This is a genomic window from Mesorhizobium sp. YIM 152430, from assembly GCF_029210365.1.
In the GTDB taxonomy this organism is placed as follows: domain Bacteria; phylum Pseudomonadota; class Alphaproteobacteria; order Rhizobiales; family Rhizobiaceae; genus Aliihoeflea.
The window spans coordinates 529,166-554,652 of record NZ_JARGES010000018.1 but is presented as its reverse complement, the minus strand read 5'-3'; the positions used below and the strand labels follow the sequence as shown (position 1 = coordinate 554,652).

Here is a 25,487-nt window from a genome sequence, read left to right as displayed (position 1 = left end):
GGATGGAGCTTGATTTGAGCGCAAGACAGAAACTGCTTCGCAGCTACCCCGCGACGGCGGAAGCGGAGCTCGAGGGCGAAAGTCCGCTCAAGCTGACGGACAAGGCGCACACGATACTCGAGGAGATGATCGTCACGCTAAAGCTCGCGCCCGGCAGCACATGGTCGGAAGCGTCGATCTGCGACCGGATCGAGATCGGCCGGACGCCCGTTCGCGAGGCGCTCCAGCGGCTGGCGCTGGAGCAACTCGTGCAGATCGTGCCGCGCTACGGCGTCATCGTCACCGAGATCCTGGTGCCCGAGCAGATCATGGTGGTCGAGGCGCGTCGCGTACTCGACCCGCTGATCGCCTCGCGCGCGGCGCGCCGCTCGAGTCCGCGCGAGAAGCTGCGCATCGGCGATCATCGAAGGAAGCTGATCGACCTCCTTCAGATGCCCGACGCCGAGAACTTCCTGCGCCTTCATCTCGATCTACGCCGCTTCGTCGCCGCCTGCACGCGCAACAAGTTCCTGGCCGCGTCGCTCGCGCCCGTCGATGGGCTCAGCCGGAGGTTTTTCTTCGTCCACCAGAACAGTCCGGCCCAGATCGAACGCGCCGTCGGGCTGCACGCCGACATTCTCCAGGCGATCGCAACCGACGACGAGCGAGAGGCTGCCGCAGCCGCCAATCGCCTTCTCGACCACGAAGAGGAATTCACCCGGGCGGCGTTCGACAGCCAGTACTGAGAACGCCGGTCAGCCGGCGAAGAGCTCCGGGCCCACTAAGACCTCGACATTGTCGAGATGCCCCTCGGCGGCCGCAAAAAAGCGACTCGCGCCCGCCCCCTCATTATGTGCGTCCAGCGCCGCCTTGTCGCGATAACGCTCATGAGTGACGAAGGTACCGGGCTCTGCCGCTTCCGACACGAAATAGGACACCGTGCCGGGTTCCTCGCGGGCAGCGAACGCCGCAACCTCCAGTAGCGCCGCGCGGACGACGTGCTCGGAGCCGGCCTTGCAGCGGATCAGGGCGGTCAGCGTCATCATCGCCTCGTCCTCCAGGCAGGGTGCGGGGCTTCCGTCACCGGGTCGTCGCCAACCGTACCGGCAGGAACCCGTTTCCGGCGACCTCCGCGCAGACGCTCTCGATCGTCATCCGCCGCTGCTGGGCCGCGTTGCGCAGCATGCCGAACGCCTCTGGCTCCTCGACGCCGTAACGCCTCATCAGCCTGATGATCGCCGCGACCACGATGCGCCGCGCGCGGATGCGCTCCTCCAGCTTCAGTGTCTTGAGGAACTCCTGTTCGCGCCGGCGCGCTTCGGCGAGCGCGACGGCGATGGCCGTAAAGACGCCGCTGCTGCCAAGCGGCTTCATGAGCACGGACGAAGGCTCGCGCTTCAGCATCCACTCCAGCCGGCGCGGCGTCTCGGTGCCGACAAGAGCGACAATCGGTGTGCGCGGGAGGCCGTTCGTGAGCACGAAGTCCTCCTCGGCCGCCATATCGATGTCGAGGAAGAAGATGTCCGTGTCGGCATGGCGGGTCTCGGGATTGACCTCTGCCGCCACTCCCAGAAGATCGAGCTGCCGTGTCAGCGCGGCGACGGCCCTCGGATCCTTCGAGTAGATCGCGGATTTTCGGCCGCGGACGGTAGGCATAAGCGAAGACGTCATTTGACTACCCTCAGATAGGGAGTCCGCGGACTCCGATGTACGTTCAGCATTGCCGGTGTGGCGATCGTCCCGAGATCGAGGCGGGCGAGGAACGGGTCAGGCCGGACGGGGGCCTCTGCCTGCCAGAAGACGTCGAAGCTAAAGTCGGAACGCGACGTCGCGATGCGGGGCGTCAGGTAGCAGTGATTGTTGGTGGGATCGAGCCAGACCGGCCCGTGCGGTGCCTCGAAACGGTCGCGATAGGCGGCGTCCAGAACCGAGGACACGGCCGGCCGGCCCGCGCGGCTGATGGCGCGCCCCAGCAGCATGACGCAGACATAGGAAGCCTCAGCATCTGAGAAAGGGGAGCGATCGGCGCCGAAGCTGCGCCGGTAGCGTTCGACGAAGCTCCTGTTCTCCTCGCGGTCGACGCTGTCGAAATAGACCGACGAGGTGATGTGCCCGGTCGAAGCGTCGGGGCCGATGAGCTTGAGCTCCGGCTCGCTCAGGCTGCACGACAGCATGGGTATATCGAGACGATGGCGCCGGCGCGCCTCGTTCCAGGCGCGGAAGAAGGCATAGCTCGTCTCGCCCACCAGCGTGTTGAAGACGACCGGCGGCCGCTTTTCCACGATCGCATCGACCAGGTGCGCGATGTCGGTGTCGCCCAGCGCGATGACGCGCTCGCCCAGGATCGAGCCGCCCGCGGCCTCCACGATCTCGCGCAAGACGCGATTTGTCTCCCAAGTCCAGATGTAGTTCGAGCCGACGCAGAAGACCTCGCTGCCGATCGTCTCGATCATATGGCGGGCAAGCGGCACAACGTGCTGGTTGGGTGCAGCGCCGATATAGACGATGTGCTCGCAGGCCTCGAAACCCTCGTAGCGCGCCGGGTGCCAAAGAAGGGCGTTGGAGCGCGACAGCTGCGGCAGCACCTGTTTGCGCGAAGCCGAGGTGTAGCAGCCCACGATATGCGTGATCCGGTGTCTGTTGACCATCTCGGCGCAGGCCGCCTCGTAGCGTTCGACGTCGCCGCCAGGGTCGATGGCGACAGGAACAAGGCGGAAACCGAAATCGCCGGCATTGATCTCCTCGATCGCCAGCAGCGCGCCGTTGACCATCTCGGCGCCCATATGCGCGTAGGGCCCGGAACGGGAATAGAGCAGGCCGACGGGTATCTCTTCGATGGTGCGCAACATGACCGTCCTGACGTGGCTCGGACCATCAGGTTGTCATTGCGCTTTGGCTATTGACAAGAGCCTCCCGTCAAAAAAGGATGCCCGAATGGCTGTCGCGACCTGCGGCGGTCACAGCTAGCCGACGCCGCCTAGCGCTTTTGACCGTTGATTCGGCAGCCTGCTCACGATCAGTTCAATATTGCCTCCCGGGCGACGTTGAGCCCCGGCCACTTCGCAAGAGGGGTCGCGGGTCGATCCTGCGGTGTTTGTCGGTTCTTCACGAGCCCGTGGTCGCGTACCGCGGCGCTTGGCGAAGCAGCATCATTCCTGCCAGAGGAGACGCGCCCGTGCCCGATGACGAACTCCACTACCGCCAGCTCACGGACATTTCCGGCCTCATACAATCCCGGCAGATCTCGTCCGTCGACACAACTACGGCGCAGCTCGACCGGATCGGCAGACTCGATGGCCGGCTACGCAGTTACGCGACGTTGATGGCCGAACAGGCGCTGGCGACGGCGACGACCGCGGACGAGGAGATAGCGGCAGGTCGCATGCGCGGTCCGCTGCATGGCGTGCCGATCGCGGTTAAGGACCTTTGCTGGACGACGGATGCGCCGACGGCTGCCGGCATGCCCATTTATCGCGAAAACCGGCCGAGAGAGGACGGCACTGTCGTGCGCAAGCTGCGTGAGGCAGGCGCGGTGATACTTGGTAAACTTCAACTTACCGAAGGCGCCTACGCGGACCACCATCCCGACGTCCCCCCGCCGGTCAATCCCTGGAACGCGGACCACTGGTCGGGCGCGTCGTCTTCCGGGTCGGGCGTCGCCACCGCAGCCGGGCTCTGCTACGGTTCGCTGGGAACCGACACGGGCGGATCCATACGCTTTCCCTCGGCAGCCAATGGCTGCACCGGCCTGAAGCCGACCTGGGGCCGGGTCAGCCGCCACGGGTGCTTCGAACTGGCCGCGACGCTGGACCACATCGGCCCGATGACGCGCAGCGCGGCCGACGCCGGCGCCATGCTGAGCGTGATCGCCGGCGCCGACCCGAAGGACCCCACCGCCAGCTCCGAACCCGTGCCGAACTACCTCGCCGGCATGAAGCGTGGCATCCGCCGGCTGAGGATCGGCATCGACCGCGCATGGTGCGCGCGCGTCGACGCCCCCACGGCAGCGATGCTGGACGACGCGCTCGACGCGATCGCCGATTTCGGCGCGGACATCCGCGACATTTCCTTCCCCGACACCGAACAGCTCGTGCAGGACTGGTTCGTGCTGTGCGGCATTGAGGCCGCAGTGGCGCATGACGCCACATATCCTTCACGCGAGGGTGAGTACGGGTCGGGGCTGAAGGGCCTGCTCGACCTGGGCCGTGCGCAGTCCGCGCTCGATTACCAGCGTATCGTGCTCAGGCGCGTCGCGTTCACGGGGCAGGTGAAGGCGCTGTTCGAAGAAATCGACCTGCTGGTCGTGCCGACGACCGCCATGGCCTCGCCCACGACGGCCACCATGGCGACGCTCGGAGAAGACGCCGAGCTCATATCCGGCCTCCTGCGCTACACCTGCCCGTTCGATCTTTCCGGCAATCCCACGATCACGCTGCCGGCGGGCTTCACGGACAGCGGAACGCCCCTCGCCTTTCAGTTCGTCGCTCCGCATTTCGCCGAGGACATGCTGGTGCGCGCCGGCTGGGCCTACCAGCAGGCGACCGACTGGCATCGCCGTCACCCCGAACTGTGAACTCCGGATCGAAGGACCTTTCCATGATCACCGACGAATTCCTGAAGAGCTCGATCATGGCGCGCCGCGCCGTGGCGTCCGGCCGCGCCGGCAGGCAGCATCGGCTGACCATCGCCGACCAGGGCGACTACGAATATGTCTACGGGCCTTACAGCAATGCGCGGCTCGAGATCGATCCGGGCGACGTCGTGGTCGTCGAGACCGAGGACGCGTTCGGCGGCGTCATTACGAGCGAAGACGATCGCCCCACCGAGAAGCTCACCTTCCCGTTCCTCAATCCACAGTGCGGACCGATCGCGGTGCGCGGCGCCGAGAAGGGCGACTGCCTGGCGATCGCGATCCACGCGGTCGAAAATCGCGGCGGCTTCGGCACGACCTGCCTGCTGCCCGAATTCGGCGCACTCGTCGGCACAAGCGTCACCGCCATGCTCAACCAGCCGCTTCCCGAGATCGTCAGGCGCGTGCGCGTCGACGCCGAGGGGACGCACTGGAAGGACCGGCTGGTGTTTCCCTACGAACCCTTCATCGGAACGATAGGGGTCGCGCCGCAGCTCGAGGCCATCTCCTCCCTCCAGCCGGACTACCACGGCGGCAACATGGATCTCCCCGACGTGCGCCCGGGAGCGATCATCTACATTCCGGTCCACACGCCGGGCGGCATGCTCTTCGTAGGCGACTGCCACGCCACCCAGGGCGACGGCGAGATCACCGGCGTCGCCATCGAGCAGCCCGCCAACGTGACGCTGCAGGTCGATCTCATCAAGGGATGGAGCTTCGCCGGCCCGCGGATCGAGACCGAGGAGTTCATAATGGCGGTGGGCAGCGCGCGCCCGCTGGACGACGCCGCGCGCATCGCGCTGAGGGAGCTCATTCGCTGGATGGCCGCCGACTACCGCTTCGACGAGCTCGACGCGTATATGGTCCTGGGCCAGGTGGGCCGTATGCGCCTGGGCAACATGGTCGACCCGAAATACACGATGGGCGCCTCGATTCTGAAGCGATACCTGGGCTGAACTGGCAGGCCCGGGAGGGCGTGGATGGGGAACGAACTCGGCGTCCAGGATTACGCCGGTAGAAACCATTACCGTATATCTATGCTCGATGATGCGTCATCGTCGGCGTGCCGGCCGATCTTGCGAACTGATCAAACATCAGATTCCCGCATACCATTCGTAGCCGCGATCTGCCCAGTAGCTGCCCCGGCCTTCGCCTATGTCTACGTAATTTTCGACGAGTTCGATTCGACGAATATATTTGGCCATCTTGTAGCCGAGCTGACGCTCGACCCTGACCCTCAGCGGCGCACCATTCTCGATCGGCAACAGGGTATCGTTCATGCCGTAGGCGAGAATGGTCTGAGGATGGCGGGCGTCGATCATGTCGATCGATTCATAATACTTGACCTCGCCGGCGAGGCTGCGCTCGATCGTGTCGAAGCAGTGAAACACAACGAAGCGAGCTTCGCGCCGCACTCCCGCCCGGTCGAGGACGGCGGCGAGCGGAACACCCGTCCATTTGGCGATGCAACTCCATCCCTCGACACAGTCGTGTCGGGTGATCTGGGTGCGGGCCGGCATCGCGCGCACGTCGCCGAGGGATAGCGACAGCGGCCGCTCGACCAGGCCCTCTACCGCCAGTCGATAGCTTTCGAAGCCCGCAGCCTGGAGATCGAGATAGTCCGCATCTTGGGGATGCGTGACGCCGTTCGGTCGCATCGGCTGGCGAATGTCGGCTTCGGTAAACTCCTGGGCGAGGCTCTCGCCGACGAGCAACCGCTGGGCGCGATAGGTCAGCCACTCGGCGCTTTCGAGGATGCCGCGCATGTGGCCGCCGCGCTGCGTTATCGCATCGAGCGCGTCGCAGCCTGAGACGAGAAGGCCGGCGCCTGCCACTCCCGAAGCGGTCAGAAAGCGGCGACGACTCATGGAGACGTTCTTCATTGCGATTCGCCTTTCCGTTTCGACGCGCGGACATCCTCGGCACGGTACCAGCCGGTGATCATCGAGCGCATTTCATTGAAGGGCCCGGCCAGGGCGACCATGAGGATATGAACGATGAAGAAGAGAAGAATGAGCGCCATGCCGAGAAAATGCAGCGTGCGCGCCGTCTGCCGTCCGCCGAACATATCGGCGAGAAACGGTACCGCCGCGTTCATTCCGGGCGACATCGCCAGCCCCGTCAGGATCATCAGCGGGAGGAGGACGAGTAGAACGAGAGCGTAAGACAGTTTCTGCAAGGGCCCGTAGCTCCGCCCACGGTGAAACCGCAGACGCAGATGGTCTGCCATATCCGCGCCGAGGGCAGCGAGATCGGTGCGCCGGGGAAGAATATCACGCTTGAGATGCCCGCTGGCGACACTTGTCAAAAGCCATATGAGAAGCGTGAAGCATAGCAGCCAGGCGAAGAAGAAATGAACGACGCGGCCGCTCGCAAGATCCTGCCCCGAAGGGATGGTCGCCCAGGAGGAGAAAGCGCGCGCCTGCTGCGCACCGGACCCGCCCGAAAGTCCCAGAAAGCCCGTCGTCTCGACCCGGAAGCCGAGCAGTTCCGTGTAGCCGACGGGGCCGGTCGCCGCCTCTTCAACGCCGATCCTTAAGACCGTATTGTCGAACTCGAAGCCCGACTGGTGGCCGAGATAGAGCGCAGGATGGGCGTTGAATATCTGAAGCCCGGACATCAGCAGAAAGAACAGCGAAACGGCCCACAGCCAGTGCGTCACCCGTGTCGAGAGCGCCTGCCGGTAGACAAGACGTGAAGAAGGGGCCGGCGCCTCCTGCGCGTCAGGTGATATCTCCGGTTTTGCTTTGGGCATGTTCGTCACCGGTTTCGAAGGCATGCTGCAGCTACGGCGGCGCCTCGGCAACAGTTTCGCCCACTCATCGACCGCTGCGGCCGTTCACGGAACTTTGACAATGCCCTGGAAACTTGCCTCGCAAACGGTCCGTAGCTCGGATGTTGAATGAATCAGCAGTCCCAGGGAGGAAACCACCATGCTGACCAAGACGATCCGCAGGCTCGCGCTCGCAACCGCGTTCTCCGTTGCCTTTGCCGGTGCGGTCTTCGCGCAGAACCCGATGGTCGGCGGCGCGGCGATGTTTGCCGACAAGAACATCGTCGAGAACGCCGTCAACTCGGCCGATCACACGACGCTCGTTGCCGCCGTTCAGGCGGCAGGCCTGGTCGAAACGCTCCAGTCACCGGGCCCATTCACCGTCTTCGCGCCGGTCAATTCGGCCTTCGAGCGGCTGCCCGACGGAACCGTCGACACGCTCCTGCAACCGGAAAACAAGGACGCCCTCGTCAAGGTGCTGACGTCGCATGTCGTGGCGGGCAAGCTCTCCGCATCGGACCTTATGCGCCGTGCCCGCGCCAATGGTGGTCGCTACAACATGGAAACGGTGAGCGGCGCGCCGCTGACCGCGGTACTGCGCGGCAACAATGTCTACATCTTCGACCAGGCGGGTGGCGCCGGCCGCGTGACAATCGCCGACGTCAACCAGTCGAACGGCGTTATCCACGTCGTCAACCGCGTGCTCTTGCCGCGCATGTAAACGACCGAACCTTCCGTTCTGAAGGCGCTGTGCCAGGATACCCGGCACAGCGCCCAGTGCGTGTCGGCGCACACATCTTCGACCGCGGGCATTCAGCCCGTGCCGGAACAGGACACCCTCCGATCGCACCCTTCCTTCAGGCGTTAGAGCTAGGGCGAGCCGTCAAAAGCTATCTATCCTATTTGAATGCGTGTCGCGGCAACGGCGTGCGTGCCATCGCTCGCAAGTTGCCAGCACGATCTCCCGTGAGATCAGGCGCAACTCGGCGACCCGCGGAAGAGACTTCGACTACCACGCCCTCACTGCACAGTGGCATGCGGATTGCTTAGCGAGATGCTCAAAGACCAGCAAGCTGACCGACAATCCTGCCCTGCGCGACTACGTGCAGGATTGGCTCGCCGGTCGGATCGACGCCCGAGAGAATCATCTTCGATGGACCCGTCGTGGTATGGGAGAAGCGGCGGGCCGTTCACCGGCAAAGCCGACGCTGGTCTTCGGCCTGGAGCCAAGAGCATATAGCAGAGCTGACGGTGGACTTTTTTCAGGAACCCACGATGCACATCAGCCATGAAGGCATCTATCAGGCGCTCTATATCCAGGGACGTGGAAATCTGAAGCGGGAGCTGTCGGCTGGCCTCCGCTCGGCTCAGACGGGCTTATGATTAGCGAACGGCCGGCTGAGATTGACGACAGGGCGGTGCCGGGACCACATGCCCAACCACCCGAGCGTGCTGCAGCTTTACGTCTGGCAAGAATATGATATCGCGCCAGATTTTCCCGAACTGCGCGACTTCCTGGGCTACTGGAACGAAACGCTGGAGGGCGCCCCGCACTCGGTCCGCGTCGCGCACCATCACCTGATGCGGCCCTCCGATTAGAAGGCCCTGGACGGCATCATCGCAATTCACTGAGTGCGGCGGCAGACACGCTTGCCTCACCGGATGCCGGCCGGCGCCAAGCCGGCGGGCTTGATCTGCGCCGGCCCTGTAGCAACCCCGCCCGATCCGCGGCCTTGACGAAGCTCCGCCGTTCTGCCTTAGCGGCACACCCACCATCGAGGGCATCGCGGCAGGCCGACAACGAGCTGCGCCAGCTCCTGCCTCTCGCCCATTGCGGCCATTCGTTCTGAATGCATTCGATCACTTCGAAGCTGGTCGACCTTGCGGTCGCCTTTCCCGGGCAAATGCACGATGACCGGTTCCGAAAACGTGACGTCGTTCATCACTTCCTCCATCTTTGTAATCGACTTTTTGAAGAAGCAATGGAAAGAAGCGAGCGCGTCTTGCCGAAAACGACATGGTCAGCTTGCGGTTTCCGCGTTCAAGACGCCCTCGAGGCCGAACGAGCGCTACGCTTCATCCTCGTCCGGTTCCAGCATCTCGATCAACCTGCCGACCCGTGTCCCCGGCAGCGGACGGCCGGCACTCATCAGAGCTTCGTCGTTATGGAGCCACCCCCAAGCCTCACGGAGTTCCTCCGCGGACGCTCCGGTCGCCATCAGCTCCGCGACGAGTTCATCGTCGACTGGTCCAAGGACGGATATGATTTCGTCACGTATAATCGCCATCGTCCAGCCTCCAGTATTTGCGATTCATTCTGAGGTGAACTGTGGAAACGCCGGAGTTCCGGTTGACGTTCCGACGACTAATTTCGAACTCGTCATTGATGGGTCTTGACGCTTTAAAACAGGATTCCTAGTTCATTGGAGCCGGTCGCTGAACGGGACCGGCATTTGGTCAGGGAGCGCCAGCTTCTTGGCGCTCTTCGTACCCATGTTGCTCAATGGAGGATATGGCTATGAGAACAGCATTCGACTTTTCCCCGCTCTATCGGTCGAGCGTCGGCTTCGATCGAGTCTTCGATCTTCTCGAGAACGCGAGCCGGGCGACAACGACGATCGACAACTGGCCACCTTACGATATCGCCAGGACCCGCGAGGACGACTACCGCATTTCCATGGCGGTCGCCGGCTTCAGCCAGGAGGAGCTGTCCATGACGCAAGAGCAGAACGTGCTTCTGGTGACCGGCGAGAAGAAGAACGAAGACAAGGCCGAGTATCTGCATCGTGGCATCGCCGGTCGCGCGTTCGAACGCCGTTTCCAGTTGGCCGACCACGTGAAGGTCACTGGCGCCGGCCTGGAAAACGGCTTGCTGACGATCGATCTCAAGCGCGAGATCCCCGAAGAGATGAAGCCGCGCCGGATCGAGATCGGCAGCGTCGCGGCCACGGCGAAGGTCGCGCCGCGCCAGATCGAGGCCGGAAAGCTGGCCGCCTGAAGCTATCCACGATGATGCTCTCAAGAGCCGGACGTTCGCGTCCGGCTCGCGATGGAGCTTTGCTGAAGGCACATCCATGAAGACATGAAAGGAGAAATACGATGAGCGTACGTGATCTGATCCCCTGGGGCCGCGACAACGGCAACCAGCTTCCGAGCGTCTTCCGCGAAGATGATCGCGATCCGTTCCTGTCACTACACCGCGAGGTGAACCGCCTGTTCGACGACGTCTTCCGCGGTTTCGACAGCCGTCTGCCCGCCCTCGGCAGGTTCTCCTCCTTCGGCGGCGGAGGCTGGCCGAACGTAGAAGTCTCCGACGGGGAGAAGGAGATCCGCGTCACGGCCGAGCTCCCCGGCCTCGAGGAGAAGGACATAGACGTGCTGCTCGAAGACAGCGTGCTGACGCTGAAGGGCGAGAAGCGGTCCGAGACCGAGGACAAGGACCGTCAGTTCTCCGAGCGCTTCTACGGTCGCTTCGAGCGCCGCATCCCGCTCGGCGTCGAGGTCGAGGACGACAAGGTCAGCGCCAATTTCAAGAATGGCGTGCTGACCGTCGCCCTGCCCAAGACCGAGCATGCGCAGGCAAAGGCCAAGCGCATCGCCATCAACGGCAAGAGCTGATTTGGCCAACACAGCCGGAGGTCGGTCCAGGACCGGCCTCCGGCCTGTCCTTCGGCTTTGTCAGGGAGGGATGAATCATGGAGGCGCACAGGAACAAAACGCTTTGTGAAGGGAGGACCCGTGCGCGGCCGGGCAATGACATCCGGCCTGCTTCCTCGCGGGCATTGTCGTTCGGACAATCGGCGTTCCCGCAAGGGGTCGTAGCGCGGATCTGTCGGCCCGGCCGCTCAGTGACAACTTCTGCGAGGACTGGATCTGCTTGGCGGCTGACGTTCAATCACCGCACCGCGCCCTTTATCGAACCGCTGATGGGCTATACGGGCGGCGGCGACACACTGACCCAGGTCGAGTTGAACTTTCCGACACTGGAATCAGCCATCCACTACGCTGAGCGGCAGGGTCTGACCTATGTCGTCCGGAGACCGACCGGGCAGACCGGCAATGTCCGCAGCCGGCGCGGCGATGATAAGCCGGTCCAGGCCGGAAGCTCGACGCATGCCTTCACCGACGCGACGCTCGACCGGCTCGGGCTTGCCGCCCTTCAGGAGAGATATTGGCGCGCCCTGGACGGCGCAGCGAACCGCAATGACCCGTCCGGTCCGGAAAGCTGGACGTCACCCATGGACGTTGTCCGCGATCCGACGTTGATGCTGGAGGCGAAGCGCTCGATCCTGATGAACTGGGCTTGGAGCGGGTACCTGATCGGCCAGGCGCCCAATGAGGGCATGGCGGAGAACAACCGGCCGTCGCGCCGGCAAGCTTGCGCCGCAGGAGATCGCGGTAGGCGTGTTCTGCGAGCACGAACTCGCGCCGTTTTTGCCCAGCGCGGGCCCTACCTTCTCCCGATCCGGCTTCCAGGGTTCGCGCCGGCGGTGATGGAAGCGCCGCCGTCGCACCCGCCTCCCGTTCGCGGGAGACGGTTCATTGATGACGCAACCGAACCGACAAGGAGGAATCAACGATGCTGAAGCCTTTATCTTCCGATAACCGGACGGCATTCGATCTCGTCAACGTCATTGCCGGTCTCGGTCTTCTGCTATCACCCTGGTATCTCGGCTACGCGGCCGAAACCTATGCCGCATGGAATGCCTGGATCATCGGCGCCGCTGTGACGCTGATCGCGGTTGCCGCGCTCTTCGCGTTGCACCAGGTCGAGGAATGGGCCAACGTCGCGCTCGGCCTTTGGGCGGTGATCGCACCCTGGGCGCAGGGCTTCTCGGTTGTCGCGGCCGCGATGTGGGTCCATGTGATCGCCGGGCTTATCGTCGCGGTCCTAGCCGCGGTGAGCCTGTGGCTCGGCGGCAACCGGCCGTATTCGACGGCATGACGTCATGACTGGGCTCGGCCTCGCGCCGGGCCAACTGCGTTCGGTGTCGTCAGATCAGAAAGCGTTGCCGCATCCCACATGATTTATTCGTCGAACTCGACGCCGATTTCTGATACACCGTTGGAGAACCCGGGCACAATGTCGCCCGCAAGCAGCTTTTCCTTGCTGAGCAGTCCTGCATCCTCAAGGGCCTCTAAATCCGGCAGGTCGCGCAGCGTGTCGAGCCCGAACGCCAGCAGGAATTCTTTCGTCGTCACATAGGTGTAGGGTGCGCCCGGCGTCGGGCTGCGTGGACCGGAGGCAATCATCCCGGCGCCGCGCAGATGGCCGACCAGGTCGCGAGAAATCTCCTTGCCGAAGAAGGACGACAGTTCGGCGCGGGTGATCGGCTGGAAATACGCCACGCACATGAGCACGAGCACCTCTGACTGCGTGAGTTCCGCCGCGCGTTCGTTACCGCTGACCGCAGCGCGGATGGCGTCGGCATAGGCCGGTCGCGTCAGGTGCTTCCAGCCGCCGGCGACGGCGACAAGGTCGTACGGCCGGCCGCGCAGCTCCTCGCGGATGTCGTCGATCAAAAGGTCGATGCTGCAGTTTTTGCCGACGATGCGCGCCAGCGTCTCGCGGGTTACTGGTTCACTTGCGGCAAAGACGTCGCTTCGACCCGGTGCATCCATTCGCGCCAGCGCGCTTCCGGCGGCAGATGATCCAGCTCCCGGTCAAGCAACGGTCGTTGCCTATCCCCATTTGCTCGGCGAATCTTCGTCGAACGCGCCGCCATCATCACAGCCCGTAGATGCGGAAGGCGGGGCGACCGGTCAGTTCGCGCACGGCGCCGAGTTCGACCAGCCGGTCGAACAGGCGGCGCAGACCGCGATCGCTCATTGCGCCGACATTGTCGGAAGCGACCATTGCATCGCCTGACAGAAGCCTTTCGACGACCGCGTCTGCTCCCCTGGCTCTGAGTTTCGGCGCGATGGCGAGCAGTTTTTCAGCGCGGCGGCCAAGCTCGGTAGACAGGTCGATCGCCCGCAACGCGGTCCGCGCCTGCGCAGCAAGGAGACTTTTGACACTCTCAGAATCTATCTCAACGTTTGTGGCCACGGAACTGGCTGTCGATCGACGCGGGCGGGCGCTTGTACCCAAGGCCACCTCGATTCCAAGCAGCGGCACCGCGTGCGTCCAGCCCAACCGCTGCGCCAGCAGCGCGTCGGCGAGCCAGGCTCCGACGGCGCGCCCGAAGCCATGTCGTTCGGCGGTCATGAACGCCCCAGTCAGGATCCCGACCGTCCCGGGACTGGCGGAGAGCTGTTGAAGGTCGTCCGCCAGATCGCTGACCGCCTCGTCGTCGCCGGCGTAACCGAACTCTTCCGACACCGCAGCGAGGTTTTTCTCCGTCAACAGCTCGCCTACGGGCCGAGATGCCAGCCGGCGCCAGGCGAGCAGTAAAAGCCCGGCGGGACCGACGGACAAAAAATCGCCCGGGCGCGTGAGCAGCACGGCGTCGCGCAGCGCATTTTCATCTTCGACCCGGCAGGCCTGCTTGGCCGTTACCGCGGCCGCCGCAAGCGCCAGCCGCTGCCGCCAGGCACCGGCCCACCGCTCTTGCCGGCGGACCACGGCATCGAGTGCGCCGAGGGCGGCGCCGGCGGCGAGCGCGACATCCTCGACTCCTTTCCCCCTAAGGCTTTGCGCGTCAGGAACGGCGCGGCGCAGCCAGGCCGGGACGGGGATCGCCGGGACAACGGCTGCCGCGACAGGAATCGTGCCGGGGTGGCGCACGGAGGGTTTGGGCCGCAGAATCATCGGAAGCACGATGAATCATGGCGGCGCTTCTGGCAACGATTTTCGACCGTTACCGCCGCGCTTGTCGGCAGATACCAATGAATGATAATGTTGCCTTGTCGCTCTTCTGAGGGTTCTATGGGCAAATGCTTGGCTCGGTAGTCATTGACTAGATCACTTTGAAGCGATTGCGTTTCCGGCCGCGCTCTTATTGCCCGAGAGTGCAGCCTCATCTTGCTGCCCGTGCCCTGCACTCCCACCAACAGTTCGTCGACAAATTGTCCGTTGGAATCGATGGCGGCCTAACATCATGTTTTCGGGCTACGAAGCCCTGCACCAGCAAAGCATCGTGCCTTGCAAGCGACGCGCTCGCATATCCACAAGTGCGACAGGCCGCGAAGCGTCCGATTTGCCGGTCTCTGTATTACCGGCCACACCGCATGGCTCTTTGTCCTGTGCTACAAATTGTGATACAAACCACTAAAGTCGAGAAGAAATTGTCTAGGAAATTCAATACACTGAGAGGCTGGAAGAGCAATCCGTCCCTGGGCACCACCGCAACTTCAATCCACTGGCTGACGCATCCGAAGCATCGTGCGCGGTGAGTTCACGCGATGCCGCGCGACCGGTGAAGACACCACGCGCGCGTTTGCGGCGATGACGCCGGAGACCGGCATTCGAACGATAGCTTGACGCTGGGGGAAGAAGCGGAGTTGACTTCAAGGCCGGAGAAGTCTCAAGCGCGGTGGGGCGCGGCGGCTATGCTGATCGATGTCGTTACCAGTCGGGAGGATATTGAGGGACTGAAGTCCAATTGGGACGATCTCTACCGATCGGACCCCGACGCGTAGTATTTCCTTTCCTGGCACTTCATCTCCGCTTTTCTCCGCCGCTTCGAGGGCGAGTGGTTCGTATTGGCGGCGCGTCGAGGCCCTTCGCCTTCGCCCTATGTGGCGCTGATGCCGATGGGCTCAAAACGCGACTGAACGGCAAGCACGGATTTTTCTACCACGACGTCCACATGGGCGGCGCGCATGTCGCGGACTATACCGGCGCGGTCTGCGCTCCGCAGTTCGCGCAGGCCGCGATGTCGGCCTTTGCCAAGCATTTGCGAAAGATGAACTGGGCCAACCTGCATCTCGACAATCTGCGCATGTCGAGCGGCCGGATGAGGAGTTTCATCGAAAACCTCGAAGACAGGCGGCTCGACATTCGCAATGTGACCGCGGTCAACAAGGCCGACAATATCGACAACAGCATATGTCCCTCGATCGAACTGCCCGCGACATGGGATGCCTATCTGGAGGAGAAGGTCGGTGCGAACACGCGCCAGAAGCTGAGGCGGCTGCTTCGCAAACTGGACGGTTCGGACGAATTCCGCATCACGCTGCCGGATTCGGCGACGCTCGATCGCGACATCGGCATTCTGCTCGGCTTCTGGAGGGATCGATGGGGGACGCGCAAGGGGAACCGGATGCCCGGCATCCTGCGAACCAACCAGCGCACGTTCCAGGACGCCTTCAGCGATGGCTGTCTGTTCTTTCCGGTGCTGTGGCAAGGCGAGCGGCCGCTTGGCGCGCTGGCGACCTTCATCGACCCGGTGAAGAAAACCTACCTCTTCAGCATGGCCGGCCGCGACGAAACGGTGCAGACAGTTTCCCCCGGCCTTCTTCTGCACGCCTTCAGCATCCGCCATGCGATCGAGAACGGCTTCCGGACCTACGACTTCCTGCGCGGGAACGAGCCGTACAAATACATGTTGGGAGCCACCGACACGATTATCGGGAACAAGCGCGTCTACACCCGCTCCGGCCGTAATCTGGGCGACAAGCTCGATGTCCGGTTGCTTTCGGGGATCTTCAAGGCGGCAAACGGCTGGCACAAGGACGGACTTCTGGTGAAGGCCGAGCGAGCCTATCGCCAGATCCTGGACACCGACCCCCTCCACGCGACGACGCTTTACGCGCTGGGCCAGTTCGTGGCGAGCAAGGGCGATCATCAGGCGGCGGCAACGATTTTCCAGACACTGTCATCGGTCGCGCCTGAGCTGGCCAAAGGGTGGACGCGACTGGGCACCGCGTTGCAGGCGCTGGGCCGCCATGGGGATGCCGTGGAAGCCTTTGGCAAGGCGATCCAACTGACACCCGACTCCGCGTCTGCTCGTTACGGCGTCGCTGTCAGCCTGTTCAATCTCGGATGCGCGCGCGCGGCGAAAGCTCAACTCGAGGCCGTGCTCCAGATGCATTCGGGAAGCGGAAAGATGGAGCCGCAGCGGGTGAAGGCTGCGTTGCTTCTGCAAGAGCTCAACCAAAGCACTCTGCCGAACTTCGCACGGAACGGGGCGAGCGGCGGCGCACTGCCAATTCCGTCCACGTCCACCTCCGTTCCACCGTTAACCTTTCGTTAACCACTCGCGCGCACACTCATGCGAGTGCGAGCCGACCACGGATGTACTGGCGGCGCGCGATCAGAAAAGCCGGGCCATGTTGCCCGGCTTTTTCATCGGCCCGAAGCGATATTCGATGAAAGCCGGAACACTCCCTGCGTCCGTCCGTTTTGCAAGTCCAATCCTCAACCAAGGACACCTATCATGGACCCGATGCAGAACGACGACCGCGAAACGCATGGCCTGGAGCGTCAGATCGCCGACTTGCGCGAGGAACTGGCCTCGCTGCAAAGCGCGGCGAGCGAGCGGGCTCAGCAGGCCTATGAGGTCGTCAAGGACAATCCCGGCACCTCCATCCTGGTGGCATCGGTGCTGGCAGGCGTCATCGGATTCGTGCTCGGCCAGCAGGCCGAAGCCGAGCGTCACCAGAGCCGCTGGCGCTGGAGCTGAGCCTGAACGTTCGATCACAAGGACAAAGCCCGGCCGGCGTGCCGGGCTTTTGCTGTCGGTTCGCGCTCAAGTCCTTGTTCGTTAACCATAACACAAGGTAAACGCGCGCCTCACGACCACGTTACGTAGCGTTACATTTGCAATGTGCTTTACTAACGCTCTGGTTGCAAGCGAGGCGCATCATGAACCGGTTCGTTCCCTTCATCCTTGCCGCGATCCTCGCGGTCGCCCCCTTCGGCACGGCATCTGCCGCGAGCCTCGTCGCCAAGGTCAGCCTTGCGACGCAGACCATGACCGTGACGCATAACGGGAAGGTTCTCTATCGCTGGCCGGTGTCCACCGCACGCAAGGGCAAGATCACGCCGACCGGACAATGGTCGGCGAAATGGCTGTCGAAGAATCACCGGTCTAGCCGCTACGAGAACGCGCCGATGCCCTATGCGATCTTCTACAACGGACATTACGCCGTCCACGGCACCTATCAGGTGAACAGGCTCGGACGCCCGGCCTCGGCAGGCTGCGTGCGCCTTCATCCCGACCATGCCGCGCGCCTGTTCGCGCTGACGCAGCGCGTCGGGCTGAAGCAGACGCGGATCGTCGTTCAGCGCTGATCGTCGGCGTGGGAATGGATGTCCGGATCGAATTCGGGCTGCGCGGCCTCTTCCATCGGCTGTTCGGTAAAGCCTTCGAGGCTCGACACCTCGCTGACGTCGCGCTCGATTTCGATCGGGCTTGCGACATAGCGCGCGATGAGTTCGGCGATGGAGATCAGCGCATGGACGTGGATGCGCTCGTAGCCGTGCGAGGCGTCGACGCCGAAGGCGACGAGCGCGGTGCGCACGTCATGGCCGGCCTCGATGGCAGAGGCTGAATCGGAGCGGTAGTAGCGGAAGATATCCTTCTGGTATTGCAGCCCGTTCTCGCGGCACAAATCCACCAGCTTGCGCGTCAGATGATAGTCGAACGGGCCGGCCTGATCGGCCATGGCGATGGTGACGCCGAATTCGGAGGAGTTCTGGCCAGGCGCGGTGGTGCCGTTGTCGATGGTGACCATCGAGGCGATCTCGGGCGTAACGATGGACGCGGCACCGACGCCGACTTCCTCGGCGATGGTGAAGAGCCAGTGGATGTCGACCGGCGTCGTCGCCTTCTCGTCCTCCAGCGCCTTGATCGCGGCGAGCGCGATGGCGACGCCGGCCTTGTCGTCGAGATGGCGCGAGTTGATGTAGCCATTGTCGAGGAATTCGGGCTGCGGATCGACGGCGACGAAATCGCCGACATCGATGCCGAGCGCGTGGGTTTCCGAGCGGTTCTTCGTCAAGGCGTCGATGCGAAGCTCGACGAAGTCCCAGCCGACGGGAAGCGTGTCGACGCCCTCGTTGAAGGTGTGGCCGGACGCCTTCAGAGGCAGGATCGTGCCGCGATAGGCGCCCTGCTCGGTATAGACGGTGACGCGCGCGCCTTCGGCAAAACGCGCCGACCAGTTGCCGATGGGCACGAGTTCGAGGCGGCCATTGTCCTTGACCATCTTCACCTGCGCGCCGAGCGTATCGAGATGGGTGATGATCGCACGGGCACCGCGCCGGCGCGAGCCCTGCCGAACCGCGCGGATCGCGCCGCGGCGGGTCAGTTCCGCCGTCAGGCCGAGCCGTTCGAGTTCTTCGGAGCAATAGCGCACGACCTGGTCGGTGTAGCCGGTCGGGCTGTTGATCGAGAGCAGATTGTGGAGCTGTCGAGCGAGATAGGCTTCGTCGATCTTCAAGATTCAACCTCGATTAGCTTCGGCCGAGCGCCTGCGAGGCCGATCGCTGCCCCGACATGGGGAACAGGAGATCGACGAAACGCTCGGCCGTCGGCTGCGGCTCATGATTGGCGAGGCCCGGCCGCTCGTTGGCCTCGATGAACACATAATCCGGCTCGCCGGGCGAATGCACCATGAAATCGATGCCGACGACGGGAATGTCGATCGCGCGCGCGGCCTTGATCGCCGCGTCGACGAGCTTCGGGTGGACCTGCGCCGTGACATCGTGGATCGAGCCGCCGGTGTGGAGATTGGCGGTCTTGCGCACCACGATCTCCTCTCCTTCCTTCGGCACGTCGTCGAGCGCCAGGTTCTTTTCGGCAAGGCAGCGTTCGGTCTCGGCGTCGATGGGGATCGTGCTCTCGCCGCCGGTGGCGGCGGCGCGGCGGCGGGACTGTTTCTCGATCAGCGAGCGGATGTCCTGCTGGCCGTCGCCGACGATGCAGGGCGGGCGGCGCATCGCGGCGGCGACGAGGCGAAAATCGATCACGACGAGACGCAAATCGTCGCCGTCGAAGCAGGCTTCGAGCAGGACGCGGTCGCAGATTTCGCGCGCGGCGGCGATCGCGGCCTTTGCGTCGTCGAGATTGTCGAGCCCGACGGCGACGCCCTTGCCCTGCTCGCCGCGCGCGGGCTTCACGACGATCCTGCCGTGCTTTTCGATGAAGGCGGAAATTGCGGCGTCGTCGCCGCCTGCCAGGATCTGCTCGGGCACGACGATGCCGGCATTCTCGACGACGCGGCGGGTGACCGACTTGTCGTCGCAGATCGACATCGCCACGGCCGAGGTCATTTCCGACAGGCTCTCGCGGCAATGGACCGAACGGCCACCATAGGACAGGCGAAAGAAACCGCCCTCGGCGTCGGTGATCTCGACATGGACGCCGCGCCGGCGCGCCTCGTCGACAATCAGCCGCGCATAGGGGTTGAGCGCGTCATATTCGGCGAGCGGCGAGGCGAAGAGCTTTTCATTGATCGGATTCTTGCGCTTGATGGCGAAGACCGGGACGCGCCTGAAGCCGAGCTTCTCGTAAAGACCGATCGCCAGATCATTGTCGTGCAGGACGGACAGATCCATGAAGGCCGAGCCGCGCGCGGCGAAATGCTCGGCGAGGCGGCGCACCAGCATTTCGCCGATGCCGGGATGGCGGGCCTGCGGATCGACGGCGAGGCACCAGAGCGAGGAGCCTTTCTCGGGATCGTTGAAGAGGCGCTTGTGGTCGACGCCGGTCACCGTGCCGATGATCTCGCCTGAAATCTCGTCCTCGGCGACGAGATAGGTCAGCGAGCGGCTGTCGCGGTTGCGCCAGAAGAAGTCCGGGCGCACCGGCACCATGTTGCGGGAGGCATAGATGGTGTTGACGGCGTCGGCATCGGCTTCCGAGGAAAGACGGCGGATGAAATAGCCTTTCGGCTGCTTGCGCGCGGCGCGGTAGGTGGAAAGATCGAGCCGGAAAGTGTGCGAGGGGTCGAGGAAGATTTCCTGCGGCGCCATGGCGAGCAGGACGTGCGGATCGCGGACGTAGAACGCGATGTCGCGCCGCGCGGGTCCTTCCTCGCGCAGCGCGTCCACGATGGCTTCGTTGTCGTCATAGGTCTGGCAGAAATGGAGCCGGCCCCAGCCGCAATCGATGGATGCGTTGGGTTTGGGAGCGGCCGCCGCCTGATCATGCTGCGCGATGGGGTTCATCGTTTCGTTTCGCATCCTTCTCAAGCGATGACCGAGGGCCTTGTCGGTGCGGCCGCGCTCGGCGGCCGCTGATCTGCGGGCCATGATCAGATCCCGTGGGTCTGAAGCCAGAGTTCCAGAAGCCCGACCTGCCACAGTTCAGAACCCTGAAGGGGGGTGATATGATCCGACGGATTGGCGAAAAGCCGCTCCAGATAGTCTTCGCGGAAGATGTTGCGGTCCTTCGCGGCCTGCGAGGTCAGGGCGTCGCGGACAAGGTCGAGATAGGGACCGTCGACATATTTGAGCTGCGGGACTGGGAAATAGCCCTTCTTGCGGTCGATCACCTCATGCGGGATGACCTGGCGGGCGGCTTCCTTGAGGACGCCCTTGCCGTTCTGCTTCAGCTTTTCCTCGGGCGGAATCTTCGCCGCGAGTTCGACCAGTTCGTGATCGAGGAACGGCACGCGCGCTTCGAGCCCCCAGGCCATGGTCATGTTGTCGACGCGCTTGACCGGATCGTCGACCAGCATGACTTCCGAATCGAGGCGCAGCGCGGCGTCGACCGGCGTGTCGGCGTTCGGCATCCGAAGATGGCGCGAGACGAGGTCGAGGCTCGGATCGTGATTGGGCATCCATTCGGCATTGATGTGCTCGGCCATCTTGGCGTGGCTGCGGTCGAAGAAGACCTTGGCATAGTCCGACACGACGTCGTTGGAATTCGCCAGCGGCGGATACCAGTGATAGCCGCCGAAGACCTCATCGGCGCCCTGCCCCGACTGCACGACCTTGATGTGCTTCGAGACCTCCTTCGACAGAAGATAGAAGCCGACATTGTCATAGGAGACCATCGGCTCGGACATTGCCGCGAAGGTGCCGGGCAGCGCGTCCATGAGTTCGCTCGACGGCACGAAGATCTTGTGGTGCCGGGTGTCGAAATGCCTGGCGATCAGGTCCGAATAGACGAATTCGTCGCCTTTTTCGCCGTTCGCTTCCTCGAAGCCGACCGAGAAGGTCATCAGTCCATGCTGGCCCTGCTCGGCGAGGAGGCCGACGATGACGGAGGAATCGACGCCGCCCGACAGCAACACGCCGACCGGGACATCGGCGACCATGCGGCGCTTGACGGCGACGCGAAGCGCGTCGAGCACGCGGTCGCGCCATTCGTCCGAGGACAGCGAATAGTCCGGGTCGCGCTCATAGGGCGGGCGCCAGTAGACCGTGTCCTTTTGCGTCCCGTTCGCCTCGATGACGCGGATCGTCGCCGGCGGCATCTTCTTGACGCCGTTGATGATGGTACGCGGCGGCGGGACGACGGCGTGGAACGAGAGGTAATGATGGAGTGCGATGCGGTCGATCGACTTGTCGATGTCGCCTCCCTTCAGGAGCGCAGGCAGCGACGAGGCGAAGCGCAGCGCGTGGGGCGTTTCGGCGATGTAGAGCGGCTTGATGCCGAAACGGTCGCGCGCGACGATGACACGGCCGCTGTCGCGCTCGTGAATGACGAAGGCGAACATGCCGAGGAAGCGCTTCACGCAGTCGATGCCCCAGGCGTGATATGCCTTCAGGATGACTTCCGTGTCGCCGGTGGAGAAGAACTTGTAGCCCTTGCCCTCAAGCTCGGCACGCAGTTCGGGATAGTTGTAGATACAGCCGTTGAACGCGATGGTGAGGCCAAGCTCGCCATCCACCATGGGCTGGCGGGCCTTTTGCGACAGATCGATGATCGACAGGCGGCGATGCGCCAGGGCGGCATTGTTGTGCATCACGAGGCCGGACCCGTCCGGGCCGCGCGGCGCGATGGCATCCATCATCTTCGAAATGGCAAAAGCCGACGGCTGCGCGCCGTCGAACCGGATCTCTCCGCAAATTCCACACACGGTTGTTTTTCCAACCCTCCGTTGTCGATTGAACTTTGATCGCCAATCATTTATAAGTCAAATGATTAGATGTCAAATTAATGAGGTTGTCGTGCCTGATGTCCGGACGAACGCGGAAGACCCGCGGGAGTTCCTTCGCTCCGACCTGAAAACGATCGAAAAGGCGATCCGGCGGATCGTGCGCGCGCACGATCTGCAATCGAAGGCGCTGACCAAGGCGGTCGGGCTGACGGCGGCGCAACTCGTCCTGCTCAAGGGCATCGCCGAACTGGGCGAGGTGACGACGACGGCGCTTTCAACCCATGCCGACATCAGCGCGGCGACCGTCGTGACGATCCTCGACAATCTGGAAGAGCGCGGCCTGATCGAACGCTACCGCTCCGCCCATGACCGCCGGATCGTGCATACGCGGCTGACCGTTGCGGGAACGAAAAAGGCCGCCGCCGCGCCGGAGCCGCTTGGAGACGCCTTTGCCGGCCGGCTGGCGGCGCTTGCCGCGCCTGAGCGCGACAGGATCGTGAGCGGGATCGTCCATGCCGCCGATCTGCTGCTGCCGGCTGCGATTCTGGCAAAAAGGGAGCCGGCGCCTTGATATTCGGCTCTGTTTGGCTGAAAACCTTAGATTAGAAGCGTTCCAGGGCGTGGCAATTTGTCGGTGTGACGCCCAGACGGCGCAGGCATATGTTCCGCGCGACAACGGGGCCAGAGATGAACTACGACCGATTTTTCGACGACGCGATCGCGCAGCTCCACGCCGAGCGCCGCTACCGCGTCTTCGCGGACCTCGAGCGCATCGCCGGCGAATTCCCGCGCGCGATCTGGCGCTCGAACGGCGAGCAGCGCGAAATCACCGTCTGGTGCTCGAACGACTATCTGGGCATGGGCCAGCACGAAAGCGTGATCGGCGCGATGCAGGCGGCGGCCGGACGCATGGGCTCGGGCGCCGGCGGCACCCGCAACATCTCCGGCACCAACCATCCGCTGGTCGAACTCGAAACCGAACTTGCCGATCTGCACGGCAAGGAGGCCGGGCTCGTCTTCACCTCCGGCTTCGTTTCCAACGAGGCGGCAATCTCGACCATCGCCAAGCTGCTGCCCAACTGCCTGATCCTTTCGGACGAACTCAACCACGCCTCGATGATCGAGGGCGTGAAGAGGTCGGGCGCGGAGAAGAAAATCTTCCGCCACAACGACCTTGCCCACCTCGAAAGCCTGCTTCAGGCCGCGCCGATCGAGCGCGCCAAGCTGATCGCCTTCGAAAGCGTCTATTCGATGGATGGCGACATCGCGCCCATCAAGGAAATCTGCGATCTGGCCGAGCGCTACAACGCGATGACCTATATCGACGAGGTTCATGCGGTCGGCATGTACGGCGCACGCGGCGGCGGCATTTCAGAGCGCGAGGGCCTCGCGCACCGCATCGACATCATCGAGGGCACGATCGCCAAGGCGTTCGGCGTCATGGGTGGCTACATCACCGGCAAGCGCGCCGTCATCGACGCGGTGCGCTCCTATGCGCCGGGGTTCATCTTCACCACCGCCCTGCCACCGGCGCTCGCCGCCGCGGCGACGGCCTCGATCCGGCATTTGAAGAAAAGCCAGGTGGAGCGCACCGCGCATCAGCGCCAGGCGCAGCGGGCCAAGGACACGCTGAAAGCGGCGGGCCTGCCGGTCATGCCGTCGCAGACGCATATCGTGCCGCTGCTGGTCGGCGATCCGGAGCTTTGCAAGAAGGCGAGCGACCGCCTCCTCGACAGGCACGGCATCTATATCCAGCCAATCAACTATCCGACCGTGCCGCGCGGCACGGAACGACTGCGCATCACGCCGACGCCGTTCCATTCGGACGCGCTGATCGCGGGCCTGAAGGAAGCGCTTCTGGAAACCTGGACGGCGCTCGGGATTCCATTCGAGACCGCGCCCGCGGAGACGCAGGCCGGGCAATCCGAACGGGTCGTACCGCTGGTGACCGCCAAGGCTGGCGGCTAGCGGCCTGAAATCCAGCGGGCCAGTCTGTCCGCCGCTTCCTCGACATGGTCGAGACGGCGGTGGAAACACAGGCGGAAGAAATTCTCTCCGCCCGGCCCGAAGGCCGTGCCCGGCGCAAGGCCGACATTGGCCTCGTCGACGATCTCGAACGCGGCCTTCTTCGTGTCGCGGATGCCGTCGATCTTGAAGAACAGGTAGAATGCGCCCGGCGGAACCGTGAGGTCGACGCGCCCGGTGCCAAGCAGCCTTTGCGCGATCGTATCGCGCGCGATGCGTGCGGCAGCGATCTCCGATTTCAGGAAATCATCGCCCTGGTCGAGCGCCGCAACCGCACCTTTTTGCAGGAAGGCGGGCGTTCCCGATGTCGAATACTGGACCAGGTTTTCGAAGACCTGCTGCAATTCGGGATGGATCTTCAGCCAGCCGACGCGCCAGCCGGTCATCGCCCAGTTCTTCGAAAAGGAATTCACGAAGAGGATGCGGTCATCGGGCCGCATCACATCCATGAAGGACGGGGCGCGGGGTCCGTCATAATAGAACAGCGAATAGATCTCGTCGGCGATGATCCACAGATTGCGCTCGCGCGCGATCTCGAGAATGTCATGAAGCGTCTCGCGGTCGGCGGTCCAGCCGGTCGGGTTCGACGGCGTGTTGACGAAGATCGCCTTCGTCCGATCGGTGATGGCTTCCTCGATGCCGTCGACGTCGCAGGTCCAGCCATTGCCCGAATGGACGAGCGGAACGGCAACCGGGAACGCGCCGGCGACGCCGAGCGCAGCGGGAAAATTCGGCCAGGACGGCGTCAGATAGACGACCTCGTCGCCGGCGCCGGCAACGGCATCGATGGCAAGCTGGATCGCCTGCATTCCCGAACCGGTGACGATGAATTCCTCATGCGAGAAATCGTAGCCGAAATGGCGCTTGTGATAGCGGGCGAGCGCCTGGCGCAGTTCGGGTATACCGCGCTGCCAGGTGTAGAAGGTTTCGCCCGCCCTGAGCGCCTCGATGGCGGCGTTCTGGATGAAGTCCGGCGTCGGCTTGTCGCCCTCGCCCGCCCAGAGCGGAATGAGGCCGGGCCTGGTGCGGCCATGGTTGACGACGGCAACGATGCCGCTTTCGGGCGCAAGACGGGCTTCGCCACGCAGATGATCGACGAGAGACATTCGGTGTTCCTGGGAATGCGCCCGGATATACGCCGGG

Annotated in this window: 26 protein-coding genes and 2 pseudogenes; 15 read left to right on the top strand and 13 right to left on the bottom strand. The window is 63.7% G+C overall.

Going from position 1 to position 25,487, the window contains the following annotated elements:
- Positions 1–14: 14 nt before the first annotated feature.
- A complete protein-coding gene (locus tag PZ895_RS05165; protein WP_275837912.1) occupies positions 15–725 on the top strand; it encodes a GntR family transcriptional regulator in 711 nt (236 codons plus the stop codon).
- Between the two features lie 9 nt (positions 726–734).
- Here the strand turns inward: PZ895_RS05165 and PZ895_RS05160 are convergent, their stop codons facing one another.
- From PZ895_RS05160 to PZ895_RS05150, 3 genes are read right to left on the bottom strand one after another with little or no spacing between them, the layout of a single operon-like run.
- On the bottom strand, positions 735–1,025 hold the full coding sequence (locus PZ895_RS05160; RefSeq protein WP_275837911.1) for a putative quinol monooxygenase: 291 nt from the start codon (positions 1,023–1,025) through the stop codon (positions 735–737).
- Between the two features lie 34 nt (positions 1,026–1,059).
- Complete coding sequence (locus tag PZ895_RS05155) at positions 1,060–1,650, bottom strand: ANTAR domain-containing protein (protein ID WP_275837910.1); 591 nt, start codon at positions 1,648–1,650, stop codon at positions 1,060–1,062.
- Positions 1,647–2,828 (bottom strand): transporter substrate-binding domain-containing protein, encoded by a 1,182-nt coding sequence (locus PZ895_RS05150; protein ID WP_275837909.1) that lies wholly within the window; start codon positions 2,826–2,828, stop codon positions 1,647–1,649. Before PZ895_RS05150 ends, PZ895_RS05155 begins: the two co-directional genes overlap by 4 nt.
- Positions 2,829–3,154: 326 nt before the next feature.
- On the opposite strand from PZ895_RS05150, the gene PZ895_RS05145 reads away from it, so the two are divergent.
- Positions 3,155–4,552, top strand: coding sequence for an amidase (locus PZ895_RS05145; RefSeq protein WP_275837907.1), 1,398 nt, complete (start codon positions 3,155–3,157; stop codon positions 4,550–4,552).
- 23 nt (positions 4,553–4,575) lie between these two features.
- On the top strand, positions 4,576–5,565 hold the full coding sequence (locus tag PZ895_RS05140) for an acetamidase/formamidase family protein (protein ID WP_275837906.1): 990 nt from the start codon (positions 4,576–4,578) through the stop codon (positions 5,563–5,565).
- 138 nt (positions 5,566–5,703) lie between these two features.
- On the opposite strand, the gene PZ895_RS05135 is transcribed toward PZ895_RS05140, so the two are convergent.
- Both PZ895_RS05135 and PZ895_RS05130 read right to left on the bottom strand, forming a co-directional pair.
- The gene (locus tag PZ895_RS05135; RefSeq protein ID WP_275837905.1) at positions 5,704–6,492 is read right to left on the bottom strand and encodes a molybdopterin-dependent oxidoreductase; all 789 of its coding nucleotides are present in this window, start codon (positions 6,490–6,492) and stop codon (positions 5,704–5,706) included.
- Positions 6,489–7,364 carry a cytochrome b/b6 domain-containing protein gene (locus PZ895_RS05130; protein ID WP_275837904.1) on the bottom strand — a complete coding sequence of 292 codons (876 nt, stop codon included), beginning with the start codon at positions 7,362–7,364 and terminating at the stop codon, positions 6,489–6,491. The genes PZ895_RS05135 and PZ895_RS05130 overlap by 4 nt, the downstream gene beginning before the upstream one ends.
- Positions 7,365–7,542: 178 nt before the next feature.
- Between PZ895_RS05130 and PZ895_RS05125 the strand changes: the two genes are divergently transcribed.
- From PZ895_RS05125 to PZ895_RS05115, 3 genes and pseudogenes are all read left to right on the top strand, one after another.
- Complete coding sequence (locus PZ895_RS05125) at positions 7,543–8,103, top strand: fasciclin domain-containing protein (RefSeq protein WP_275837903.1); 561 nt, start codon at positions 7,543–7,545, stop codon at positions 8,101–8,103.
- A 500-nt stretch (positions 8,104–8,603) separates the two neighbouring features.
- Positions 8,604–8,809, top strand: a pseudogene (locus tag PZ895_RS05120) (IS30 family transposase); the annotation flags it as partial.
- Between the two features lie 4 nt (positions 8,810–8,813).
- A complete protein-coding gene (locus tag PZ895_RS05115; protein WP_275837902.1) occupies positions 8,814–8,981 on the top strand; it encodes a hypothetical protein in 168 nt (55 codons plus the stop codon).
- A gap of 158 nt (positions 8,982–9,139) precedes the next feature.
- On the opposite strand, the gene PZ895_RS05110 is transcribed toward PZ895_RS05115, so the two are convergent.
- Together PZ895_RS05110 and PZ895_RS05105 are read right to left on the bottom strand one after the other, a co-directional pair.
- Positions 9,140–9,325, bottom strand: coding sequence for a hypothetical protein (locus PZ895_RS05110; protein WP_275837901.1), 186 nt, complete (start codon positions 9,323–9,325; stop codon positions 9,140–9,142).
- Between the two features lie 126 nt (positions 9,326–9,451).
- The gene (locus tag PZ895_RS05105) at positions 9,452–9,670 is read right to left on the bottom strand and encodes a hypothetical protein (protein WP_275837900.1); all 219 of its coding nucleotides are present in this window, start codon (positions 9,668–9,670) and stop codon (positions 9,452–9,454) included.
- A gap of 230 nt (positions 9,671–9,900) precedes the next feature.
- On the opposite strand from PZ895_RS05105, the gene PZ895_RS05100 reads away from it, so the two are divergent.
- The 4 genes from PZ895_RS05100 to PZ895_RS05085 all read left to right on the top strand — a co-directional run bounded on the left by PZ895_RS05100 (position 9,901) and on the right by PZ895_RS05085 (position 12,327).
- Entirely contained in the window at positions 9,901–10,380 is a 480-nt protein-coding gene (locus PZ895_RS05100; protein ID WP_275837899.1) for an Hsp20 family protein, read from the top strand.
- A 101-nt stretch (positions 10,381–10,481) separates the two neighbouring features.
- On the top strand, positions 10,482–11,000 hold the full coding sequence (locus PZ895_RS05095; protein ID WP_275837898.1) for an Hsp20/alpha crystallin family protein: 519 nt from the start codon (positions 10,482–10,484) through the stop codon (positions 10,998–11,000).
- Between the two features lie 77 nt (positions 11,001–11,077).
- Positions 11,078–11,968, top strand: a complete 891-nt coding sequence (locus tag PZ895_RS05090) for an NADH dehydrogenase ubiquinone Fe-S protein 4 (protein ID WP_275837897.1) — start codon at positions 11,078–11,080, stop codon at positions 11,966–11,968.
- On the top strand, positions 11,962–12,327 hold the full coding sequence (locus PZ895_RS05085; RefSeq protein ID WP_275837896.1) for an SPW repeat protein: 366 nt from the start codon (positions 11,962–11,964) through the stop codon (positions 12,325–12,327). Before PZ895_RS05090 ends, PZ895_RS05085 begins: the two co-directional genes overlap by 7 nt.
- A gap of 83 nt (positions 12,328–12,410) precedes the next feature.
- Here PZ895_RS05085 and PZ895_RS05080 read toward each other — a convergent pair.
- Both PZ895_RS05080 and PZ895_RS05075 read right to left on the bottom strand, forming a co-directional pair.
- Positions 12,411–13,108 (bottom strand): annotated as a pseudogene (locus tag PZ895_RS05080) (SMC-Scp complex subunit ScpB).
- Positions 13,109–13,110: 2 nt separating this feature from the next.
- On the bottom strand, positions 13,111–14,133 hold the full coding sequence (locus PZ895_RS05075; RefSeq protein WP_275837895.1) for a DUF1403 family protein: 1,023 nt from the start codon (positions 14,131–14,133) through the stop codon (positions 13,111–13,113).
- A gap of 1,000 nt (positions 14,134–15,133) precedes the next feature.
- Here PZ895_RS05075 and PZ895_RS05070 point away from each other — a divergent pair.
- The 3 genes from PZ895_RS05070 to PZ895_RS05060 all read left to right on the top strand — a co-directional run bounded on the left by PZ895_RS05070 (position 15,134) and on the right by PZ895_RS05060 (position 17,559).
- Positions 15,134–16,519, top strand: coding sequence for a GNAT family N-acetyltransferase (locus tag PZ895_RS05070; protein WP_275837894.1), 1,386 nt, complete (start codon positions 15,134–15,136; stop codon positions 16,517–16,519).
- A 183-nt stretch (positions 16,520–16,702) separates the two neighbouring features.
- Positions 16,703–16,948, top strand: coding sequence for a hypothetical protein (locus tag PZ895_RS05065; RefSeq protein WP_275837893.1), 246 nt, complete (start codon positions 16,703–16,705; stop codon positions 16,946–16,948).
- Positions 16,949–17,130: 182 nt separating this feature from the next.
- Positions 17,131–17,559 carry a L,D-transpeptidase gene (locus PZ895_RS05060; protein ID WP_275837891.1) on the top strand — a complete coding sequence of 143 codons (429 nt, stop codon included), beginning with the start codon at positions 17,131–17,133 and terminating at the stop codon, positions 17,557–17,559.
- Here PZ895_RS05060 and PZ895_RS05055 read toward each other — a convergent pair.
- Genes PZ895_RS05055 through PZ895_RS05045 form a run of 3 tightly spaced genes read right to left on the bottom strand, consistent with a single transcriptional unit; the run spans position 17,550 to position 22,298 of the window.
- Complete coding sequence (locus PZ895_RS05055; protein ID WP_275837957.1) at positions 17,550–18,713, bottom strand: osmoprotectant NAGGN system M42 family peptidase; 1,164 nt, start codon at positions 18,711–18,713, stop codon at positions 17,550–17,552. The two genes, PZ895_RS05060 and PZ895_RS05055, sit on opposite strands and share 10 nt — an antisense overlap.
- Before the next feature lie 10 nt (positions 18,714–18,723).
- Positions 18,724–20,523 (bottom strand): N-acetylglutaminylglutamine synthetase, encoded by a 1,800-nt coding sequence (ngg, locus tag PZ895_RS05050; RefSeq protein WP_275837889.1) that lies wholly within the window; start codon positions 20,521–20,523, stop codon positions 18,724–18,726.
- Positions 20,524–20,525: 2 nt separating this feature from the next.
- Positions 20,526–22,298 (bottom strand): N-acetylglutaminylglutamine amidotransferase, encoded by a 1,773-nt coding sequence (locus PZ895_RS05045; RefSeq protein ID WP_275837888.1) that lies wholly within the window; start codon positions 22,296–22,298, stop codon positions 20,526–20,528.
- Positions 22,299–22,389: 91 nt separating this feature from the next.
- On the opposite strand from PZ895_RS05045, the gene PZ895_RS05040 reads away from it, so the two are divergent.
- Positions 22,390–22,890, top strand: a complete 501-nt coding sequence (locus PZ895_RS05040) for a MarR family transcriptional regulator (protein ID WP_275837887.1) — start codon at positions 22,390–22,392, stop codon at positions 22,888–22,890.
- Positions 22,891–23,006: 116 nt separating this feature from the next.
- On the top strand, positions 23,007–24,287 hold the full coding sequence (gene hemA, locus PZ895_RS05035) for a 5-aminolevulinate synthase (protein WP_275837886.1): 1,281 nt from the start codon (positions 23,007–23,009) through the stop codon (positions 24,285–24,287).
- On the opposite strand, the gene PZ895_RS05030 is transcribed toward hemA, so the two are convergent.
- Positions 24,284–25,450 carry a pyridoxal phosphate-dependent aminotransferase gene (locus PZ895_RS05030; protein WP_275837885.1) on the bottom strand — a complete coding sequence of 389 codons (1,167 nt, stop codon included), beginning with the start codon at positions 25,448–25,450 and terminating at the stop codon, positions 24,284–24,286. The two genes, hemA and PZ895_RS05030, sit on opposite strands and share 4 nt — an antisense overlap.
- Positions 25,451–25,487 lie beyond the last annotated feature (37 nt).

Excerpts from the sequence above, each read along its gene's own strand:
- hemA (WP_275837886.1), top strand. The coding sequence starts at position 23,007 with ATGAACTACGACCGATTTTTCGACGACGCGATCGCGCAGCTCCACGCC.
- PZ895_RS05060 (WP_275837891.1), top strand. The coding sequence starts at position 17,131 with ATGAACCGGTTCGTTCCCTTCATCCTTGCCGCGATCCTCGCGGTCGCC.
- PZ895_RS05125 (WP_275837903.1), top strand. The coding sequence starts at position 7,543 with ATGCTGACCAAGACGATCCGCAGGCTCGCGCTCGCAACCGCGTTCTCC.
- PZ895_RS05115 (WP_275837902.1), top strand. The coding sequence starts at position 8,814 with ATGCCCAACCACCCGAGCGTGCTGCAGCTTTACGTCTGGCAAGAATAT.
- PZ895_RS05030 (WP_275837885.1), bottom strand. The coding sequence starts at position 25,450 with ATGTCTCTCGTCGATCATCTGCGTGGCGAAGCCCGTCTTGCGCCCGAA.
- PZ895_RS05065 (WP_275837893.1), top strand. The coding sequence starts at position 16,703 with ATGGACCCGATGCAGAACGACGACCGCGAAACGCATGGCCTGGAGCGT.
- ngg (WP_275837889.1), bottom strand. The coding sequence starts at position 20,523 with ATGGCCCGCAGATCAGCGGCCGCCGAGCGCGGCCGCACCGACAAGGCC.
- PZ895_RS05105 (WP_275837900.1), bottom strand. The coding sequence starts at position 9,670 with ATGGCGATTATACGTGACGAAATCATATCCGTCCTTGGACCAGTCGAC.
- PZ895_RS05140 (WP_275837906.1), top strand. The coding sequence starts at position 4,576 with ATGATCACCGACGAATTCCTGAAGAGCTCGATCATGGCGCGCCGCGCC.
- PZ895_RS05160 (WP_275837911.1), bottom strand. The coding sequence starts at position 1,025 with ATGATGACGCTGACCGCCCTGATCCGCTGCAAGGCCGGCTCCGAGCAC.
- PZ895_RS05085 (WP_275837896.1), top strand. The coding sequence starts at position 11,962 with ATGCTGAAGCCTTTATCTTCCGATAACCGGACGGCATTCGATCTCGTC.
- PZ895_RS05075 (WP_275837895.1), bottom strand. The coding sequence starts at position 14,133 with ATGATTCTGCGGCCCAAACCCTCCGTGCGCCACCCCGGCACGATTCCT.
- PZ895_RS05155 (WP_275837910.1), bottom strand. The coding sequence starts at position 1,650 with ATGACGTCTTCGCTTATGCCTACCGTCCGCGGCCGAAAATCCGCGATC.
- PZ895_RS05100 (WP_275837899.1), top strand. The coding sequence starts at position 9,901 with ATGAGAACAGCATTCGACTTTTCCCCGCTCTATCGGTCGAGCGTCGGC.
- PZ895_RS05090 (WP_275837897.1), top strand. The coding sequence starts at position 11,078 with ATGGAGGCGCACAGGAACAAAACGCTTTGTGAAGGGAGGACCCGTGCG.
- PZ895_RS05130 (WP_275837904.1), bottom strand. The coding sequence starts at position 7,364 with ATGCCCAAAGCAAAACCGGAGATATCACCTGACGCGCAGGAGGCGCCG.
- PZ895_RS05135 (WP_275837905.1), bottom strand. The coding sequence starts at position 6,492 with ATGAAGAACGTCTCCATGAGTCGTCGCCGCTTTCTGACCGCTTCGGGA.
- PZ895_RS05095 (WP_275837898.1), top strand. The coding sequence starts at position 10,482 with ATGAGCGTACGTGATCTGATCCCCTGGGGCCGCGACAACGGCAACCAG.
- PZ895_RS05070 (WP_275837894.1), top strand. The coding sequence starts at position 15,134 with ATGGGCGGCGCGCATGTCGCGGACTATACCGGCGCGGTCTGCGCTCCG.
- PZ895_RS05110 (WP_275837901.1), bottom strand. The coding sequence starts at position 9,325 with ATGAACGACGTCACGTTTTCGGAACCGGTCATCGTGCATTTGCCCGGG.
- PZ895_RS05150 (WP_275837909.1), bottom strand. The coding sequence starts at position 2,828 with ATGTTGCGCACCATCGAAGAGATACCCGTCGGCCTGCTCTATTCCCGT.